The following is a 17861-nucleotide window of genomic DNA, read 5'->3' as shown; positions in this document are numbered from 1 at the left end:
AACCTCCATTGCACGACGCAAAGTTTAGCGATTCGCTATTCTAAAAGTCAAGCGATACGCTCATTTAGTTATTGAGCGTTTTGCTATCTAATTTGCACAATGAAAACAATTGACGACATCAGGCGTTACAAACTCAAGCTTCTGGCAGAGGAATTTGGCGGACAGCGCCCGCTTGCGGACCGGATTAAGAAAAGTCCAGCCCAACTGAGCCAATTGATGACAGGATCGAAGGAATCGAAAACTGGCAGGCGCAGAGGCATGCGTCCTGAAACAGCTAGGCACATCGAGTCCTGTTGCGGGAAACCGGAAGGCTGGCTCGATACCCTCGACGGGGGCGTTTCTACTGATGCTGCAGTTCAGAAAGAGATCGACGAAATTCTAAGCAGTCTGCAACGGTTAGGCCAGGATAATTTTCCGGCAGTGAAAGCTTACATTCTCGCTCTGGAGTCTCAACTAAAAGATCGGGAGAAGAAAGAATCCGGTTGAGATTGCGCAGTTGCTCTATGGTCATGGCACTCAAGAGCCGCCGAGCTTTTTTGTTATCCATAACAGTTACCCCTAACTCGGCGGTGCCCAAGTTCGAGCCATTGAATCGCCGAGAAAAGAGACTACTGTAAATACACACAGTAGTTCAATATTGAAATTTGAGAAATTCTGGATTAACGAACCTCCCCGCATTAGAGGGATTTAATCAAGGATCACCGGGGCAGCAAGTTCAGAGAGGTGGCCAAAAGCCGCATCTCACTGAACTTGCAGGGATTGATTTTTGTGGTGGCGCACAACATTGATCACAAAACGGACAATTTCACAGGGAGATTTGCTAGGTGAAGCATCTGCACATTTTTCTTTCGGCTTTGACCCTTTTCACCATCGTTGGCTGCACAGAGCCCACAATAGACACCTCTACTGACGAGACCACAAGGACCTCCATCAAAAAGGTGGCAGATAGCCTGCCCGAATCAGCGCGCCAGGAATTTCAGGGGGCCGTAGAGTTTCTTTTATTCAGCCAACTCGAAACCCGCGACATTCTCGCAGCAGGTGTGACTGGCACAAGCTTACTTCAGAGCAAGATGCTAATTGCCATTGATGGCAAAACAGCGAAACAGGTATTAGCAGAGGTTCGTTCAATTAAATCCGAAAAGGCCGCTGAGACCGCCGCCCAGCATGCCAGAGAGCGCGATGAAGCCTTAGCAGAGATAGAGAAACTGGAGCGGAAGAAAGCCCAGGCAAAGCTGTCCACTGAACAGCTGAAAAAGTTCACCGTGACCAACTCCCAATTCCTCAAGAAAAAAGGCCAGTTTGGTCAAGATCAAGCCTACATCCAGCTGTCCGTTTCGAATGGCACCGACGCAGCAGTTTCCAAGGCGCATTTTGTTGGCACCCTTTCAAGCCCAGGGCGGAGCACACCCTGGTTTAGCGATAGCTTTTTCTACTCGATCCCCGGGGGCCTGGAGAAATTTGAAATAGCCACCTGGACGCTTAAGCCAAGCACGATGTCCGATTGGTCGAGCGCACCCGCTCCAGCCGACGCCGAATTCACCGTAATAGCAACCCAACTGGACGGGCCGAATGGCGAAACGCTGTATTCAAATGATGACTTTAGCGAGCGTGATGCCGAGCGACTTGAAAGACTCAAGCTCAAATACCGGAGGCCGTAGAAAATGACTGTTTCGCTCAATCAAGATCATCAACCCGTATCGGCACGCCTTAATGCAGCCTACCGAGCCTCCAGAGACATCAGCGAGTTCATCGGGCTATGCAAAGGCGTTCTCGCGGATGCTGTTGTGAACGAAAAAGAGGCTACATTTATTCTACAATGGCTTGACCTTCACCCAGATGTTCACGGCGTTTGGCCCACGGATGTCGTTAGAACGGCGCTTGATACTTTTCTAGAGGATGGTCGCCTGTCTTCCAATGAAGAGTCCACCCTCCTGGAAATACTCGCAGGCATCACTGGCGCCCCCATCAAGGTGAACACACGTACCGGCGAAATTCATGGCAACGCAAGCACTGAACTCCCTCTATTTGAGCCCAACCAAATTATATTCAGCGACCGACACTTTTCCCTCACTGGTAAATTTGAGATCGGTGGCCGCTCCACCTGCGAGCAGTGGATTATTGACCTGGGTGGAAAATTGCAGAAAGTCCCTACCCAAGCAACCCATTACTTGGTCATAGGCGCCATTGGAAGTCGAGATTGGGCACATAGCTCATTTGGTCGAAAAATAGAAAAAGCCGTCGCCCTCAGGGAGAGCGGACAGGAAATCTATATTGTGAGCGAGCCGTTTTTCATCTCTCAAGTTCGAGCAGCTCGAGGGTAACCGCTCTATAACTTTTGCAGAAATCACCCCAAAAAGTCGAAGCTGCTTGTTATAAGTTGAGTATTGTCGCAACCGACCAGCGTGAATTTGCCTCCTACCTCGTGTCGAATGTCGTCGCAGTAAACGACGTTAGATTGTAAGCGGTCATAATGCGTTGTTACCCAATTCGTAGGCGGAGAGTAATTCCGTCAACGTGCAGTTTAGTGCCTTTGCAATCTTTGCTGCAGTAGTAATCTTGGGCTCAGCCCCGCCAGCTTCGAGGCAAGCAATATATGGCTGGGCTGTTCCAACGATGTCAGCCAGCTCTCTTTGTGATAGGCCCGCTGCCAAGCGGAGCCGGCGTATTCCCTCGTCTTGAGAAAAATACGACGCCGCAGCTCTTTGTCTTGCAACAGTGAGATGCTGCGCAAAACCAGGGTTGTTTTTCGTTAGTTCGCTGATCACATCATCAATGTCGATACCTTTCGCATGGCCTTCAGCTTGTGGCGCGAAATCCCAGTGATGGACATTATTAGTGCGGGTGGACATTTCGCGAGGTGCGACCCGGAGCTTGAGCTGAGGATTATACGAAAAGGCGGCTGTATCCGTCTCGAATGCGTTTTGAGATGCCATCATTTGCTTCCTTTCCATAGGTAAAATCGCGAGGGCAATGAGGACGTTACAGCGCCTCCAGCTCCTTCAAGATAGCCGGGTTGCGACCAACAAGCTTAATTAGCACTGCCTGAGGTCCTTTCACCCCCTGCGTTTCATAGCGTTCATAGGTCCTCTTATTTGCTCGGATAACGCGGGCAAACACAGGCTGCGACATATTCAAGCTGTCGCGGATCCCTGCCACCTCCGCGGCTGACAGCTCCACCTCTGGCAGGACACTCAATTCCGTCTTTTTAAGGGTAATCTTCCCTTCTCGCTCAGTCTTCAGGTCGTCCATGCCCTGCATAAGCTCTGCAAACATATCTCGTTTAGCCATGGTCAACTCCTCGCTTTTAACTCAGCCCCCAGCGCCGCGCTGAAGGCCTTTTTCTGGTCAGGCGTCATATCTTTAACCTCTCCCTTGGCATAAATCATGAACAACCAAACCTGATCCCCACCGTCATAGTGGTAGTAAATAACTCGAACTCCGCCTCGCTGCCCCTTCCCTTTCGCCTTATGGCGCACCTTCCTGAGGCCATCCAAACCCGGGATCACATCACCAGCAGACGGATTTTTAAGAAGCTGCTCCTGGAACTCCCGGTACTCATCATCTGACAGGTAGTCAGCGCGATATTTCTCAAATACGGTCATTTCCACAAAAGTCAGTTTCATGGCCAAAATATACGCAATATGCGTATAATTGGCAACGTTTTTGTTTGATGGCAAGACCTTCGCCGCCCATCCCAACCATCAATTAGCTAACGATTGATCTTCAAAATCTGGCTATTTGATGCCTTCACCACAGATCAATTTTAATTTATTTAGCGTTTCGCTATTGACATCAAATAAGCGTTTCGCTAAATTTTATTCATCGCCACACACCACCCCGCTCCGAGCACTGGCCGCGAAACGGGTTTAAAGGGACTGACCAGCCCGGTGTAGTCCTCCGCAACAGCGAAAGCAGGCGGATTGGCAAACGAATCCCCCAGGTGATTGCCCTTGTTGTTTAAGGGCCTTTTTTGGAGCGATGACACATGGATGACTACATCGAAATAATCGGCCCCACACTCATGGCCACCCCCGCCGGCGGGCTGACTCTCAAGGAGAGCGAGGCCGTGCTGTGGACCGGCGAAGGGAAAGACACCGAGGAAACCGCAATGATTCTGGGCGTGTCGCCCAGAACCGTTAAGGCCCGCATCGCCAACAGCTGCTACAAACTCCACGCCAACGGCCGTGCGCAAATGATTGCCAAGGCATTTATTTCCGGCGTTCTGCACAGCGCACTGGCGGCCGTGATGTACCTGTTTTTCACCTTTCCACTCAACAGCGCGGATGTCGAAAAAATGCGCCTTGCCCGGCGGACGCATGCCAGGCGCCGCCACGATGAATACATAAACCTGCACGCCCCCATGTCTGGGCGCCCCCCCTACTTCACACCTGAGATCGAGGTCGCTTAGTTATGAAAATAGACATCCCGCGCAGCATACCCATGGACAAGCTCTGTGCCTTTGCCGAGTCGGTCGACTGCAAAGTGGTACGCACGCGTGACGACGGCATTGCGCTGCGCCCTAAAGCGGCGCCTGGCAACGTAATCGCTATGCCGACCCGCCGTCGGGCGTTGCCGTGGCAAGGCCCAACGGGCCCCTCTGCCGCTTAACACTAATCACTGGTGCGAGGAACGCCCATTTATTTCTCCGGAGGCTTTATGAACACGACCGACACCACCCTTCGCCGCATAGAGCGCAAGTGGGATACCCAAGCTCTACAGCAGCTGCGTGAGACTGCTGCCGCACTGTATGACGAGCTGGAAGACACCAAACGTCGTCTTGCATGGGCAGAAGAAGAGGCAGAGATGTGCCGTCAGGAGCGCGACATGCTGCACGACACTATCAATGACGCTGAATTCAGCACACACCGCCGCGTCGGACTGACCCCGTCTGGCGAAATGGTCGTTGTAAAGTTGGAGCACTGAAGATGATGCAATTTAAACGCGCTGTCGCCCTCACCTACCCCTCGATGCCCCCTATCACGGAAGCGGCCCTTGAGCGCCTCGCATTCAAACCCTGCGGCAAACAGGAGCAGGCATCATCGGGTTTTGTCACACCCCACGGCTTTTACGACAAGCTGGCCGGGCACTCTCCTGATGGCTCACTCACGCTACTTTGTCTGCAAACTGAGGAAAAGCTGTTACCTCCCGCCGTCGTTAATCGCGCGGTCGAAGACAAGGTTGCTCAGATCAAACGCAGCGAAGATCGGATCGTTGGTCGTAAAGAGCGCCAGGACATCAAAGAGGATATTGTCTTCGAGCTATTGCCTCGAGCGTTCACTACGATCCGGCGGACCTACGCCATCATCGACCACAACGCACACCTGATCCTGGTAGATGGCAGTGCAAAGGCTGCTGAGGCTCTCACCGCAACCCTGCGCGAGGCACTGGGCTCGCTGGCAGCAGAGTTCATTACCACACCTTTGGCGCCCTCACAGGCAATGACCAGCTGGTTGAAAGAAGGGATGCCAGACCAGATCACAGTCGGTGACTACTGCCGACTGGAAGAAGTGATGGATGGCGGAGCCGTACAAACCTGCAAGAACGACGACCCGCAGAGCACGCTGATCGCTAATGCCGTTGATGCCGGGCGACTGGTGGTAGAACTGGGGGTGTCGATCGGTGCCATTGAGTTCATTCTCACCGGAGCACTTGCACTGCGTTCCATCCGCTTTTCCGACATGGCCCTGGCGGTGGCCCTCGAGGACGTAGAAGACACCCACGCCGAAGCCCAGGCAGCCCTGCTGTTAAATGCCTCAGCCATTGTTGGGGCCTTTACCGCTATTACCAACGCGCTGGGAGGGCTAAACCAAACAGCACTGGCACTAGAAGATGCCACCCCCGCCGCCCCACCACCGGGCTTGCCGGCGGCGCGTGTGGGCGGCATTGCGCATGAGGCTCACTATGAGCAGGCCCTGGAATACGTCATGAGCTCCGGGAAAGCCACGATTTCATCCATTCAACGTCACTGCCGGATCGGCTACAACCGCGCGGCACAGATCATTGAACAGCTTGAGGCAAACGGCGTTGTCAGCTCTTTAACCGAGAGCGGTACACGGCAAGTACTTGGGGGAAGTCAATGAAATCGCAAGCGAAAAGCCCACGCGAACATGCACATCGACTTCGCGAGCAATGGAAAGACAGCCATCGCCGTCACCCCACGCCCGACGGGCAGCGCCGTATTGATTGGCTGATTGTACTGATGATGGGTATCGCCGCTATCGCCTGTTTCGCCGTCGCATGGAGGATCCTCTAATGATGTTTGCCCGCTATGAAACATGGCGCCGAGCCAAAACTGAAGACCTGGTTGCACATAACCCGCGCCTAAAGTGCCCTACGTGTAGCGGTGAAGGCGTGGTGTATGACGAATGCCGCAGCTGTAGTCACGAAACTGAAGAGGACTGCACAACCTGTGACACTCAGGGCGAAGTGTATTTCAACGACCTGTTTCTTACCCAATGGCAAGGCATTTTCACCCACCAGGCCTATTTCAAAGAGCTGGTAGAGGTAGCTCACGACCTTTCAGCACACTGTGGCTCCGACTTCTTTGAGCTCATGTGTGACGCGGTAAAGGTTAGCACCCAGAAATATACGGGGTTTTGCGCATGAAAAACAAACTGACCGACCTCAACAACCACTTGTTTCTCGCATTGGAGCGCCTGAACGACGAAAGCGTCACTGGCGATAAACTCCAGGAGGAAATCAATCGCAGCAAAGCTGTGACGGGGGTGGCAAAGGAAATTATTGCCAACGGAAAGCTGGTATTAGAGGCACAGAAGGAATTGGGACATACCGCATCTGCGCCTGAAATGCTCGGACTGGCGAAGAAGCCATGAAACGATTCACCTACACAGCCGAGCACCTCGCATTTTTGCGCCGCGAGTTCCCGAACCGAAGTGTGACCAGCCTAACCGAGGCCTTTAATACCACTTTTGGCACAGGTAAAACCGAGTCTCAGATCCGCTCCGCGCTGAAAAACCATAAAATTCGCTGTGGCCGCGCACCGGGCGAAGTCAACAAAGGCAAGCTCAAAGCCTGGACTCCCGAGCAATTCCAGTGGCTCAAGCTCGAGTACCGCAGCAAATCGCTGACTGAACTCACTACCTCATTCAACGACACCTTCGGCACCCAAAAAACTGAGCAACAGATGCGTAGCTGCCTGCGCAACCATAAAGTTCGCAGCGGTCGCACAGGTCACTTCCCCCTCGGCCAAGCGCCGTGGAATACGGGCACCAAAGGCATCATGCAGCCCAACAGCGGCAACTTCGCGCCTGGACACATACCCGCCAACCGGAAGCCGCTGTATAGCGAGCGTATCTGTGCCCAAGACGGATACATCCTGATTAAGGTTCCTGAACCAGACCCCCACACCGGCGCCCCAACCCGCTATAGACACAAGCATGTTTGGCTATGGGAAAAGGCTCACGGCCCTGTGCCAGAAGACAGAGTGGTGAGTTTCATTGACGGCGACAAATTGAACTGCGATCTGGCTAATCTCGAGCTGCTGCACCGCAGGGATGTGGCCAGATTCAATCAATTAGGTGGAAATGCCATCCCCCCCGAGCTTCGGCCAGCTGCTCGGTTGGTAGTGAAGGTGTCGGCAAAGTCTCGCCTACGTTCCGAGGACAGCACTCATGGGTGATAAAACCGGTATCGAATGGACTGACGCCACCTGGAACCCTATCCGTGGGTGCAGTCGAGTGAGTGACGGCTGTCGAAATTGCTACGCTGAAACCGTCGCAAACCGGTTTAAAGGCCCTGGCCTGCCCTATGAAGGCCTAATCGCAAAGGGCGGTCAGTGGAATGGCAAAATACGGATCGTTGAACACCTGATTGACCAGCCTCTGCGGTGGCGCCGCCCCCGCCGCATCTTCGTCAATTCCATGTCGGACCTGTTTCATGAGAACGTGCCTGATGAGCTGATCGACAAAGTATTTGCCGTGATGGCGCTTTGCCCCCAGCACACATTCCAGGTTCTGACGAAACGTCCAAACCGGATGCTGGAGTACTGCAAATCACTGGGCAAACACCGCTCTGTCGACCGGGTTTCAATTGCATCCGCTCAGCTTCAGGCAGACGGTCTATTTAGCTATACCCATACTTCGGGGGGGTGGTGTCTACCAAATGTGTGGCTAGGCGTTAGCGTCGAGGACCAGGCAACAGCTGAAGAACGCATCCCTCTACTTCTTGCCACCCCTGCAGCAGTGAGATGGATCAGCGCTGAACCACTTCTAGGGCCATTGGATCTCGACTTGTCACGATGCGAAACACATGACAGGGACTTCATCACCGACGACGAGCATTGCGGGGAGTGCCTTGCTGATGGATGGTCTGGCGACATGCCGACCGGGCACTGGCTTGATCCTCTTAATGGCGGACTGGACTGGGTAGTTGTCGGAGGAGAATCCGGCTCCGGGGCCCGCCCAATGCACCCTGAGTGGCCGCGATACCTCCGCGATCAGTGTGTTAACGCTGGCGTTCCTTTTCTCTTCAAACAGTGGGGCGATTGGGGTGACGAAGAGTCCATCGAGCGCACCGGTACTGCCTGGTGCGGCTGGTGGGAACTTTACCCCGAAGATGGCGGAGCGCCCAGAAAGACCTGGACTCGCGTATGGCCTGAAGTAACCCATGAGGTATTTAAGGTCGGTAAGAAGCACGCCGGCCGGTACCTGGGTGATCGGACATGGGATGAATATCCGCCCGCTCACAATCTGAGCCGAGAGCTCCGGAAATGAAAAAACCAAAACCTGTGGCCCCTACGCGGTATTACCACGGTGGCAGGGGCGGAATGAGAAAGGGGCAGTTTGTGTTGCCGCCTGATGTTACCGGAGCTAAAAGCACTGCTAAATTCGGTAACTATATGTGCGATACCAGCCAAGTTTATGTGACCACAGAATTTACTGATGCCGCTATGTATGCAGTAGGCGTTGGCGGGGATATTTACGAGGTGGAACCGATTGGCGAACTGCAAGAAGACCCCGACTGCAACCGGCCAGGGATATCGTTTAGCTGCACCAAGGCGAAAATCTTGAAGCGGCACAGACTGACCAGCAATGAGCGGGTAGCGGTGCTGAATGCACTGACCGATTAACCCAAAGAGTAGGCCGATGTGACCTATAACCCCTGCGAACAATGGAGAAAATATGACTGCAATTGCTGGAATCATGAATGATGGAAAAGTCTATATTGGCGGCGACTCTGCCGGTGTTGGTGGGCTCTCCATGCAAACAAGATCGGACCCGAAAGTATTCAAAAATGGTGAGTTTATTTTTGGGTACACCTCTTCCTTTCGCATGGGCCAATTGCTTGAGCACGAGTTCAGTCCCCCGAAACCTTTCGAGGGTGAGGAAGGCATGCCCTACATGGTGAAACGATTCATTCCTGCGGTGCGGGGGTTAATGAAAGGCGGCGGGTATCAAGAAACTCGCAATGGACAAGAATACGGCGGAACATTTCTCGTAGGGTGGCGCGGGCAGCTCTATGAGATAGAAGGTGATTACCAGGTCGCCAGGGTCAGGCAGTCCTATCATGCGTGTGGCTGCGGACAGGACCTGGTTCTAGGCAGTCTCCATGCCACCGACTCAATGAAGATTGCACCAAAAAAGCGAATCGAGATGGCTCTGCAGGCCGCCTCTGAATTCAGTGCCGGCGTACGTGGCCCATACACGGTGCTATCCATATAACCGCTGCGGCTTCCCAGCGCAGCGACTGATTGCAATTGTTATGTGCCGGTACGGAGAAAAGTGATGATTGAGAGAAAAGCTGACGAGCTGCCAAACCGCAGCTTGACCCCAGAACACGATAAGCGAGGTAGCGCAGACCACGGGGCTGAAAACGATGGTGAGTTGCACCCCGAGATTTCAGCCGCGTATGACTATGTAGCCTCAGTTCTAGACACCAGTGATTTTAAAGACGCATACGCATGGCATGGCTGGGCGCTGCGAGAAGCATTTTTGGCCGGCATTTCGCACGGTGGCACATAACCCTAAGCACAGCGGCGCAAGGCACTAACCGCCAGCACAGCGGCACGAAAGCCACCGGCTTGAGTGTCGCGCCTGCTGCGAATTGTTATGCAGCAAACACTCAACTACGGAGCGAATGATATGAAACTTGAGACCGGAAAAACCTACTTGGTAACCGCCCAGCGCAAAGGTACTTTTATGATACGTGTTACCGGGCAGTGCGACACATGGACGCACGGTGTTGTTGTTGGCGGCCAGACCACCGCAATGATGGATTACAACGTGAAGGCAAAAGGCGAGGAAGTGACTTGCCGGACGGAGTTTATTCGCAGCGCGATTGAGCAGCCGGAAGCTGCATAACCCCAAGCGCAGAGGCCGAGCGGCAGCGAGGTCGATGCTGCCGCGACTTGTTATGCAGGAGAACTAAAAATGAACACCGAAACCCCAAGCGACAACATGGCCTCGTGTAACAAGTGCCACTGGTGGTGCTTTATCAACAGCGTGACGGGCCACTGCAAACGAAACCCGCCAGCCGCGCATTTTGAGGACGGCCACTATTGGCCGATTACTGGGCGTGCCGATTGGTGCGGGGAGTTTAGGCCGATAAAAGCCTATGAACACGTTTCTGCATAACCATGACAGCACGGGTGAGGAATGAAGTGCAGCGTAATGACGATCCCGTGCCTGTGGTTGTTAGTGCGGCTGCAGGAAAGAGGGAAACTAGATGCCGATTTTGAACTACACGACCAGTATTGCGGTGGAGAAAACCACAAGTGAGATACAAGGCAAGCTGGCCCGCGCCGGAGCGCAAGCGGTTATGACTGAGTACGACGACGAACAGGTGCTGTGTGCCCTTTCCTTTCGGATACTGTGCAACGGGATCATGGTCAGCTTCCGGCTACCCGCGCAGATCGACCGTATCTATATGCTGTTGCAGCGCGACGACAAGGCACCACGGAAGCTAAAAACGCGTGACCAGGCGGCGCGAGTGGCATGGCGAATTATCAAGGACTGGATCGAGGCGCAGCTTGCCATTGTGGAGGCCGAACAGGCTGAAATGGTGGAAGTTTTTTTGCCCTACGCGCAGAACCCTGCGACAGGAAAGACCCTTTTCGAGCAGCTTTCAAACGACCAGTTTGCACTGCTGGATTACAAGTCGCACTAACCCCAATGTTTTGCGGCCTGCGTGATGGCCCACTGGAGGCGACGATGAAGAACGAAACTGCACAACCAGAAAGCAATGCAACGACCCAGCAGGTCGCGCCCAACAACGGCTTGTTACCGTGCCCGTTTTGTGGGGAAAGCCCCGAGATTGATATGCGAAGATCATACGCTCCGATAAACGGCGGGCACCTTGGACACCAAGTGGCAATTTACTGCCACAACTGCCCTGCCGATATGAGTATTTGCTGGGAGGATGTGCCGGAAGCTACGCCGGAACAGTTGTATGACGAACTGCACGACCGCTGGAATGAGCGGGCACGGTAACCCATTTAGCAGGCGTGGCCGCAGGCCATCGCGCTGCCTGAAGTTGTTATAACGCGAGGTGAGAGATGAGATTTTGCAAAAAATGCGGCGAGTCTATTTTTATGGTGTTTGGAAAGCCTGACGTAGATTGTGAGTGCAAGCCTTTTTGCATCGTTGATGAAGATGGCGAAGAGCACACCATCCACGCTCACGACTCAAAAGATGCAGCACTGAAGTACGCCAGAAAAAGCAATGAGAACGGCGACTACTACCTGATGAACACGACTGTGCAGATAACTGTAAACGGCGAGCTTTTCGGGATTGGGGCGGAGCCAGACGTTCATTACAGCGCGAGAGCGTTATAACCCTTAATTTTGGCGCGGCGCTTTATGCCGTCGCGCAACAATTTGTTGTTATAACGCGAGGTGAGAGATGAGATTTTGCAAAAAATGCGGCGAATCTATTTTTATGGTGTTTGGAAAGCCTGACGTAGATTGTGAGTGCAAGCCTTTTTGCATCGTTGATGAAGATGGCGAGGAGCACACCATCCACGCTCACGACTCAAAAGATGCAGCACTGAAGTACGCCAGAAAAAGCAATGAGAACGGCGACTACTATCTGATGAACACGACTGTGCAGATAACTGTAAACGGCGAGCTTTTCGGGATTAGGGCGGAGCCAGACGTTCATTACAGCGCGAGAGCGTTATAACCCTGAACACACGGGCAACCGAAACGCAGTGTAGGTTGTCCGACGGAGCGCAGCGGAGTGAATGTGCTGTGACTTGTTACACGCGGGAGGGCACATGAAAGCCAGCAAAAGAACGAAGTGGATTGAGATTGAATATTGGGATTGCGGAATAGATAGCCACACCCACAGAACGGAGGCGGTAGCCAGTGCCTGCATTGAAAAGCAGGAAAAAAGAAGCCCTCTGCCGGACAAAAAGACCAGATACAAGCGCCAGGTTTACGCTGCTCGCAGAGTCCTTGAGGGTGATACCTTCACCAAAGTTGGCAAAGACCTTGGCATTAGTGGAGGCAGGGTTAGCCAAATATTTGACAAGACAATGCGCATGGCACGCCACCCATCAAGACTCGACGTCGACACGATACCGGAAGGAAATTATTGGGAGCTAAAGCACCTCAGGGAGAATAAAGAATTTTGGCTGCGCCAGATACAGAAGATGGCGGATTTGTGGGGCGTGTAACCGCGAGCGCAGAGGCCGAGCGACAGCGAGGTCGATGCTGCCGCGACTTGTTAACTGACGGGGAAATTCGATGATACGAGCCGACATTATAGAAAACGGGAAGCCTTATGCGTTCCGCAACTACGAACAAATGCCGCGCCAAGACGATGTGATTGAGATAGGTGGTAAACCCTACTTGGTGCGCCTAGTTGTATGGGCCGACCCTGACGGCAGCATGTGCAACCAGTTGCACGTTGAGTTTTTTACTGGCCAGAAGTGAGTCAGTTAACCTTGCATTAACGGGCGCGTAGCAACGCGGAGCGTCCGAGCCGAAGGCTGAAGTTAAATGCGTTGTTATGTTTTGGAGAGCACGATGGAACCTAAAGATTTAGAGAAAGAGCTGGCAGAAGCCTACAAGAGCCTTGATAAAGCAGACCGCCAGATTAAAAACCTGCTCATTGAGCGTAAGCAGAATCAGATGGTGCTGGAGCTGCTGGAGACTGCTGGATTTATCTCAGAGGGCAAACTGCAAGAGGCCCGCGAGTTTGTGCAGACGTTTAAAACATAACCCTTTTATTCAGCAGCCGAAGGTCTGGCTGCAATTACTTGTTATTCGCTGGGAGTGAGGATGATGGAAATAGAATGCCCCATATGCACCGAGGAGGTCGAACTGGATTGCGACGATCTACCGAGTCACGCATGTGATGACGCGGAATGGGAGTGCCCAAACTGCGAAGCAACAATGACGATAGGCTGGTATGCGACTGCCGAGGTTCGTGGCAAAGCAACACCAAGCGAATAACACTGGATTATCAAGACAACGCAAGGTAGGGGTCTGAGAATCAATGACTTACAGAACAACACGCAAAGCCAAGAAGCTGTGGAGCGAAAACGCCAACGCTGCTCGGGAACGCAAGCGCATGGACAGTGCCGGAACCGCACCCCTGCCGCCCCCGATCGATGACGAAATTACAATCACGGTCACCCGAAAACTGACGGGGGAGGTGGCCACGTTTGAGCTGTTACCCGGTGATCGTGTCGACAACTACAGCGTGTACTGTAACAACCGCCATCTGGGCATCATGGGTATCACCCGGGTGTGCGAAGGCATCAGAAAGGCATTGCCCAGGGTAAGAGCAATATGAACGAACTCGCTTTCATTGAACCCGAAATCCACAAGGCCGCCACGCTCAGCCACTGCGGGAAGCTGCGTTGGTCTCTGCGCCGCTGGTGGCGCGTGGACAGCCGCGTGTGCTGGGTGATGCTGAACCCCTCTACCGCCGATGCAAGCGCTGACGATCCTACCCTGAAGCGCTGCATACATTTCTCCCGGGCATGGGGCTATGGCGGTTTGATTGTGGTGAACCTCTACCCCTTCAGATCCCCTTCCCCGGCAGACTGCCGGCGCTGGGCTGACTGGGAAAGCAACGGCCCGGACTGGCACGTGCGGGATGTCTTAATGCGGAATGAGGCCATCGTTGTCGAGGCCTGCCAATCCAGCGACCTGATCGTCGTTGCTTGGGGGAATCAGCCCTGGGCGATGGCATGCTCCGAGCACATGCTGGAAGCGATACAGGAAAACATCGACAAGCCTTTGCACTGCTTGGGTATCACCAAGAACGGAAGCCCGAAACACCCAATGGCCCGCGGCAAGCACCGTGCGCCAGTCGACCAACAGCCTGTAATTTGGAGAAATATCTAACATGTCTGCAGCAGAGAAACTCGACCAGCCACACTACGCAGCAAAATGGGTGCGCGGGAACGTTATGGAATCCACCTTCGGCATTACCCAGGAGGCTGCTCGGAAGTACCGCGAGCGCGGTGTTTGGCTGGAGGGGCGGCACTGGCGCAAAGACCCCCAAGGCCGCATTGTGTATTCCCCTGCAGCAATCGATACGTGGTTTGAATCTGGGCAATGAATTTACCCAAAGGCATGGAGAAGCCGCCCAAGGGTGTCGAGGTGCGGGGCAACCAGGTGCGCATCGCGTTCACCTACCGCGGGGAGCGGTGCAGGGAGCCGATCGAAGGCTACAGCAAAATCACAAAGGCTGTGCTGGCTTACGCCGACAACAAGCGCAGAACGGTGCTGGCTGAAATCAAGGAAGGGAAGTTCGACTACGCCGCCCACTTTCCCAATTCAGAGCGCGCTCACCGGTACTCAGGCTATGGCGGAAGTGTTGCAGATCGTACTGTCGTCCGTGGCGTCAAAAAATGGTTGGCCGTGCAAGAAGCCAAAAAGGCGCCCAGCACATATCGAAACTACAGGCACAAAGCCGCCCATGTCGAACGGAAATGGCCCCATGAGCGCATCCGAGATCTGAACAAATCCGACATCGAGCTTTTCCAGTCAGAGCTGCTTAAGAACGATCTGGCGCCCAAAACGGTGAACGATATATTTACCGTAGTGCGAGGGGTCTGGTCAGACGCCTTTCACGATGGGGTGATTAAGTCCGACCCCCTGCAGCGCATCAAAAACATTGAGCGCGACGACAACGAGGAAACCGCTGACCCCTTCTCCCGCGAAGAACTAAACCGGATCGCCAGTACAAAGACGCACCGCCAACAAGACATCAATATGATTATGTTTGCCTCTTGGTCGGGACTATCGCTGTCGGAGGTCATCGCCCTGGCGTGGGAGGATGTGGATACCACCAACTGGACGATCAAGATTCAACGTGCCAAGGTCCAGAATGAATACAAGGTACCCAAGGAAAAATCACGTGTCCGCATCATTGAACTGATCGACCCTGCAATCGAGTGGCTAAAACGGCAAATGCCGCACACAGCAATGCTGACCGCAAAGCCAGTCACCATCAGACAGCGCGACAATGTCACAATGAGAGAGGAATCCGTTCGCTTGGTGTTTCTGAATGGCAAAAGCCGTCAGCCTTGGCACGATTCATCTGTACGTAGGTGGTTCACCAGCCATCTGCGAAAAGCCAAGGTACGGCACCGGGGGCCCAATCAGTGCCGCCATACATTTGCCAGCCAGCTGCTCTCGAACTACGTTCCTATGGAGTGGGTGGCGCGCCAACTTGGCCATTCCGACACCAATATGGTCAAGAAGCATTACGGCCGCTGGATCCCCAGCGACACCAAGAGCATGGCCGGGATTATTTCGGAGATGATGGGTTTTCGGGGCGAGAAAGAATCTGGGATAAAATTGGGATAAAAGCAGGGCCTTTTATGTCCGTTTCTGTCCTTTTTGAAAATAAGAACTCTTTAAATACCGCGGACTTACGCGGACTACACCACCCCCGTTGAGGGTTCGAATCCCTCCCTCACCGCCATTACTAAGCGAAAGCCCCGATAAATCGGGGCTTTCGCGTATTTGGCATCCTGGTTTTAAACACCCGCCGGGGTCTTTCCTTAAAGCAGGACAGACCCCTCGCATACCCGCAATTTTTTACATGACTGTAGCGCACCAAAAAAATCGCAACATTGTGCCAATTATAAGCGCGACGTGAATCTAGCAATAAATATTGGCCGCTGCGTAGAACTCCGGCGACCAAAACCCTGGCTGCGTAACGCACGCACGCCCTCGTCGTTACGCTACGCTTTCGTCAGCACTGTCTTCGGCAACTTGAGGAGGAACGACAACTTTAATATCTTCGGATGAAACATCCTCGTCACTATCCCGCGTAAGCTCCAAGCGGTCAGCCTCCTCAGAAAACGCCCCGGAAGTTACATTAATACTGGAACGTTCACGCTCCTTCTTTTTGATTTCAGGAGCCTTCGGCTGCCATTTTGTCAGCTTCTGACCAATAGTCTTGTAAAAGAATTTGAGGCCATTTTCCGACTCATCAACAAAAGTTTGCGAACCTCGAAATTTCCCAGCCAAATCAACAACGATTACAACTTCCAACTCTTTGGGGATTTCCTTGCAGTTCTCCGGTATTAGCAGCTCTGGCTTGTCGTGCGCCAACTCCAGACTCGCCACCGTCATTGCTATTCGCTTCGGCCAATGCACTCGAACAGTAACAGAAGCCTTGTCTTTCACATCTTTTAGCTGACGCGTAAGCCAGTTTATCGCCGCCGTAGGGCGCTTAATGTCTTGAGGCGACTGGAGCTTCATAGATACAGAAAGCACTCGTCTAGCAAAATCAGCAGAAACATCCAATGGCGCGGCCGCATTAGGTACCGTCAATGACGCGTCCAAACAATTGGATTTAGTCAGATTCAGTATTAACTCTTGCTGTTGGGCCGGAGCGTCGTCTTGAAACCGCCGTTGAACTACTAGTTGAACTGCCGAGGCAGTAGCAATGCTTAGCCTCAGACTAAGAAACTTCATTAGCTGCAACCAACTACCGATAGCATTTTCTACGTCTTGCTGAATGCCTTGCAATGGCGCGCCCTGTTGCACTCTGTCACAGACCTCCCTCCAGCCTGGCCCCATCCGTGTGAATGCTGATACACCTGAATTCGGAGAGTTAAAATAGCGAATCATCTCTGCCAATAAATATGCCTGCTCTGGGTCGTCAACAACTTTATTTTCTGAGAGCAGGATTGCTTTACAAATTAGGCTGAGCCAAGAAAAGTGGAATATGTTGACTTTTTTCGCGAGGGCTTTGTTGATCTCGACAGGATGATGGGTTGGTAGTGCTGCAAATTCATTGGATATTGTGACAAAAGCATCGGCTCCTAACTGTTTGACTGCCTGCGCGTAACTCTCGACTTGCTCAGGTTTTAATCCAGCATTGCCAATTTTCGACTCGACTAGCGCACTCCACTCCTTTTTGCCGCTATAAACGACTATTAGTCCATCAGGCCGAATCCCTTTCAGCGCGTCACCCTTGAAAGTCACCTCTGTGTAACACTCGACCCTTGCTCGAGCTCCGACACTTGCCCCCGTCAGTTCCAGAACATCTTTAGCGAAGCTGGGAACCACCCTGAAAATTGACAATAGAACAGAGGTAGCACGCTCTTCCTTCTTACTATCTGGCAACGTCGGCACCAACCTTGCCAGCTCCCCTGTTTTTAGCTTTTCTACAATTGCCATACCTGACTCCATTCAGTTTTTCTTTCAAATGTAGAGGAAAAAGCGATGCGTGTCACACGGGATGGCATTTCGGGCAGCTGGGTCTCTAGGAATACTTCCCCGCTGATCAGGCTAAAGCAAGCGTGAATTTAATCAACCAGATGGGACTAAGTCACGAAGCGAGAGGCCAGCCCTGTCCGCGCCTAAGTTGAACGGCTCCCGAGATCGGCTTCCTTGCAAGTATTTACCAGCAGCTCCCATCTGTTCATGT

General features: G+C 53.1%; 30 protein-coding genes. 26 read left to right on the top strand and 4 right to left on the bottom strand.

Features of this window, described 5'->3' with window-relative positions; genetic code table 11:
- Positions 1-99: 99 nt before the first annotated feature.
- From HCU74_RS08290 to HCU74_RS08280, 3 genes are all read left to right on the top strand, one after another.
- Entirely contained in the window at positions 100-486 is a 387-nt protein-coding gene (locus HCU74_RS08290; RefSeq protein WP_168449911.1) for a hypothetical protein, read from the top strand.
- A gap of 338 nt (positions 487-824) precedes the next feature.
- On the top strand, positions 825-1658 hold the full coding sequence (locus HCU74_RS08285) for a DUF6694 family lipoprotein (protein WP_168449910.1): 834 nt from the start codon (positions 825-827) through the stop codon (positions 1656-1658).
- 3 nt (positions 1659-1661) lie between these two features.
- The gene (locus HCU74_RS08280) at positions 1662-2321 is read left to right on the top strand and encodes a BRCT domain-containing protein (protein WP_168449909.1); all 660 of its coding nucleotides are present in this window, start codon (positions 1662-1664) and stop codon (positions 2319-2321) included.
- Between the two features lie 144 nt (positions 2322-2465).
- On the opposite strand, the gene HCU74_RS08275 is transcribed toward HCU74_RS08280, so the two are convergent.
- The 3 genes from HCU74_RS08275 to HCU74_RS08265 are packed head-to-tail and all read right to left on the bottom strand — an operon-like array spanning position 2466 to position 3677.
- Positions 2466-2936: a helix-turn-helix domain-containing protein gene (locus tag HCU74_RS08275; RefSeq protein WP_210425152.1), complete on the bottom strand. Its 471-nt coding sequence runs from the start codon at positions 2934-2936 to the stop codon at positions 2466-2468.
- A 43-nt stretch (positions 2937-2979) separates the two neighbouring features.
- Positions 2980-3288, bottom strand: a complete 309-nt coding sequence (locus tag HCU74_RS08270; RefSeq protein ID WP_168449908.1) for a helix-turn-helix domain-containing protein — start codon at positions 3286-3288, stop codon at positions 2980-2982.
- Positions 3289-3290: 2 nt separating this feature from the next.
- The gene (locus HCU74_RS08265) at positions 3291-3677 is read right to left on the bottom strand and encodes an addiction module toxin RelE (RefSeq protein ID WP_210425151.1); all 387 of its coding nucleotides are present in this window, start codon (positions 3675-3677) and stop codon (positions 3291-3293) included.
- A 308-nt stretch (positions 3678-3985) separates the two neighbouring features.
- Here HCU74_RS08265 and HCU74_RS08260 point away from each other — a divergent pair, with 308 nt between their 5' ends.
- The 23 genes from HCU74_RS08260 to HCU74_RS08150 all read left to right on the top strand — a co-directional run bounded on the left by HCU74_RS08260 (position 3986) and on the right by HCU74_RS08150 (position 15784).
- On the top strand, positions 3986-4408 hold the full coding sequence (locus HCU74_RS08260; RefSeq protein WP_168449907.1) for a helix-turn-helix transcriptional regulator: 423 nt from the start codon (positions 3986-3988) through the stop codon (positions 4406-4408).
- A 2-nt stretch (positions 4409-4410) separates the two neighbouring features.
- On the top strand, positions 4411-4608 hold the full coding sequence (locus HCU74_RS08255; protein ID WP_168449906.1) for a hypothetical protein: 198 nt from the start codon (positions 4411-4413) through the stop codon (positions 4606-4608).
- Between the two features lie 48 nt (positions 4609-4656).
- Positions 4657-4923: a hypothetical protein gene (locus tag HCU74_RS08250; RefSeq protein WP_168449905.1), complete on the top strand. Its 267-nt coding sequence runs from the start codon at positions 4657-4659 to the stop codon at positions 4921-4923.
- 2 nt (positions 4924-4925) lie between these two features.
- Positions 4926-6080 (top strand): recombination-associated protein RdgC, encoded by a 1155-nt coding sequence (gene rdgC, locus HCU74_RS08245; protein ID WP_168449904.1) that lies wholly within the window; start codon positions 4926-4928, stop codon positions 6078-6080.
- Entirely contained in the window at positions 6077-6253 is a 177-nt protein-coding gene (locus tag HCU74_RS08240) for a hypothetical protein (protein ID WP_168449903.1), read from the top strand. Before rdgC ends, HCU74_RS08240 begins: the two co-directional genes overlap by 4 nt.
- Complete coding sequence (locus HCU74_RS08235) at positions 6253-6606, top strand: hypothetical protein (RefSeq protein ID WP_168449902.1); 354 nt, start codon at positions 6253-6255, stop codon at positions 6604-6606. The genes HCU74_RS08240 and HCU74_RS08235 overlap by 1 nt, the downstream gene beginning before the upstream one ends.
- The gene (locus tag HCU74_RS08230) at positions 6603-6833 is read left to right on the top strand and encodes a hypothetical protein (protein ID WP_168449901.1); all 231 of its coding nucleotides are present in this window, start codon (positions 6603-6605) and stop codon (positions 6831-6833) included. The genes HCU74_RS08235 and HCU74_RS08230 overlap by 4 nt, the downstream gene beginning before the upstream one ends.
- Positions 6830-7639, top strand: a complete 810-nt coding sequence (locus tag HCU74_RS08225; protein WP_168449900.1) for an HNH endonuclease signature motif containing protein — start codon at positions 6830-6832, stop codon at positions 7637-7639. The genes HCU74_RS08230 and HCU74_RS08225 overlap by 4 nt, the downstream gene beginning before the upstream one ends.
- On the top strand, positions 7632-8732 hold the full coding sequence (locus HCU74_RS08220; protein ID WP_168449899.1) for a DUF5131 family protein: 1101 nt from the start codon (positions 7632-7634) through the stop codon (positions 8730-8732). The genes HCU74_RS08225 and HCU74_RS08220 overlap by 8 nt, the downstream gene beginning before the upstream one ends.
- Positions 8729-9088, top strand: coding sequence for a hypothetical protein (locus tag HCU74_RS08215; RefSeq protein ID WP_168449898.1), 360 nt, complete (start codon positions 8729-8731; stop codon positions 9086-9088). Before HCU74_RS08220 ends, HCU74_RS08215 begins: the two co-directional genes overlap by 4 nt.
- Positions 9089-9140: 52 nt before the next feature.
- A complete protein-coding gene (locus HCU74_RS08210; protein ID WP_168449897.1) occupies positions 9141-9680 on the top strand; it encodes a hypothetical protein in 540 nt (179 codons plus the stop codon).
- A 63-nt stretch (positions 9681-9743) separates the two neighbouring features.
- Complete coding sequence (locus HCU74_RS08205; protein ID WP_168449896.1) at positions 9744-9980, top strand: hypothetical protein; 237 nt, start codon at positions 9744-9746, stop codon at positions 9978-9980.
- Between the two features lie 120 nt (positions 9981-10100).
- Positions 10101-10319, top strand: a complete 219-nt coding sequence (locus tag HCU74_RS08200) for a hypothetical protein (RefSeq protein WP_168449895.1) — start codon at positions 10101-10103, stop codon at positions 10317-10319.
- A 364-nt stretch (positions 10320-10683) separates the two neighbouring features.
- Complete coding sequence (locus HCU74_RS08195) at positions 10684-11124, top strand: hypothetical protein (RefSeq protein WP_168449894.1); 441 nt, start codon at positions 10684-10686, stop codon at positions 11122-11124.
- A gap of 44 nt (positions 11125-11168) precedes the next feature.
- Positions 11169-11447: a Lar family restriction alleviation protein gene (locus tag HCU74_RS08190; protein ID WP_168449893.1), complete on the top strand. Its 279-nt coding sequence runs from the start codon at positions 11169-11171 to the stop codon at positions 11445-11447.
- A 65-nt stretch (positions 11448-11512) separates the two neighbouring features.
- The gene (locus HCU74_RS08185) at positions 11513-11791 is read left to right on the top strand and encodes a hypothetical protein (RefSeq protein WP_168449892.1); all 279 of its coding nucleotides are present in this window, start codon (positions 11513-11515) and stop codon (positions 11789-11791) included.
- 67 nt (positions 11792-11858) lie between these two features.
- Complete coding sequence (locus HCU74_RS08180) at positions 11859-12137, top strand: hypothetical protein (RefSeq protein WP_168449891.1); 279 nt, start codon at positions 11859-11861, stop codon at positions 12135-12137.
- Between the two features lie 94 nt (positions 12138-12231).
- The gene (locus tag HCU74_RS08175) at positions 12232-12633 is read left to right on the top strand and encodes a hypothetical protein (RefSeq protein WP_168449890.1); all 402 of its coding nucleotides are present in this window, start codon (positions 12232-12234) and stop codon (positions 12631-12633) included.
- 352 nt (positions 12634-12985) lie between these two features.
- Positions 12986-13180, top strand: a complete 195-nt coding sequence (locus tag HCU74_RS08170) for a hypothetical protein (protein ID WP_168449889.1) — start codon at positions 12986-12988, stop codon at positions 13178-13180.
- Positions 13181-13457: 277 nt separating this feature from the next.
- A complete protein-coding gene (locus HCU74_RS08165) occupies positions 13458-13757 on the top strand; it encodes a hypothetical protein (protein ID WP_168449888.1) in 300 nt (99 codons plus the stop codon).
- Positions 13754-14314, top strand: coding sequence for a DUF1643 domain-containing protein (locus tag HCU74_RS08160; protein ID WP_168449887.1), 561 nt, complete (start codon positions 13754-13756; stop codon positions 14312-14314). The genes HCU74_RS08165 and HCU74_RS08160 overlap by 4 nt, the downstream gene beginning before the upstream one ends.
- 1 nt (position 14315) lies before the next feature.
- The gene (gene xisR, locus HCU74_RS08155; protein ID WP_168449886.1) at positions 14316-14531 is read left to right on the top strand and encodes an excisionase family protein; all 216 of its coding nucleotides are present in this window, start codon (positions 14316-14318) and stop codon (positions 14529-14531) included.
- Positions 14528-15784 (top strand): tyrosine-type recombinase/integrase, encoded by a 1257-nt coding sequence (locus HCU74_RS08150; RefSeq protein ID WP_168449885.1) that lies wholly within the window; start codon positions 14528-14530, stop codon positions 15782-15784. Before xisR ends, HCU74_RS08150 begins: the two co-directional genes overlap by 4 nt.
- Positions 15785-16159: 375 nt before the next feature.
- On the opposite strand, the gene HCU74_RS08145 is transcribed toward HCU74_RS08150, so the two are convergent.
- Positions 16160-17611, bottom strand: coding sequence for a hypothetical protein (locus HCU74_RS08145; RefSeq protein WP_168449884.1), 1452 nt, complete (start codon positions 17609-17611; stop codon positions 16160-16162).
- Positions 17612-17861 lie beyond the last annotated feature (250 nt).

It is taken from the genome of Spongiibacter thalassae, assembly GCF_012272835.1.
Taxonomy (GTDB): domain Bacteria; phylum Pseudomonadota; class Gammaproteobacteria; order Pseudomonadales; family Spongiibacteraceae; genus Spongiibacter; species Spongiibacter thalassae.
This window is presented reverse-complemented; position numbering and strand designations above follow the sequence as displayed.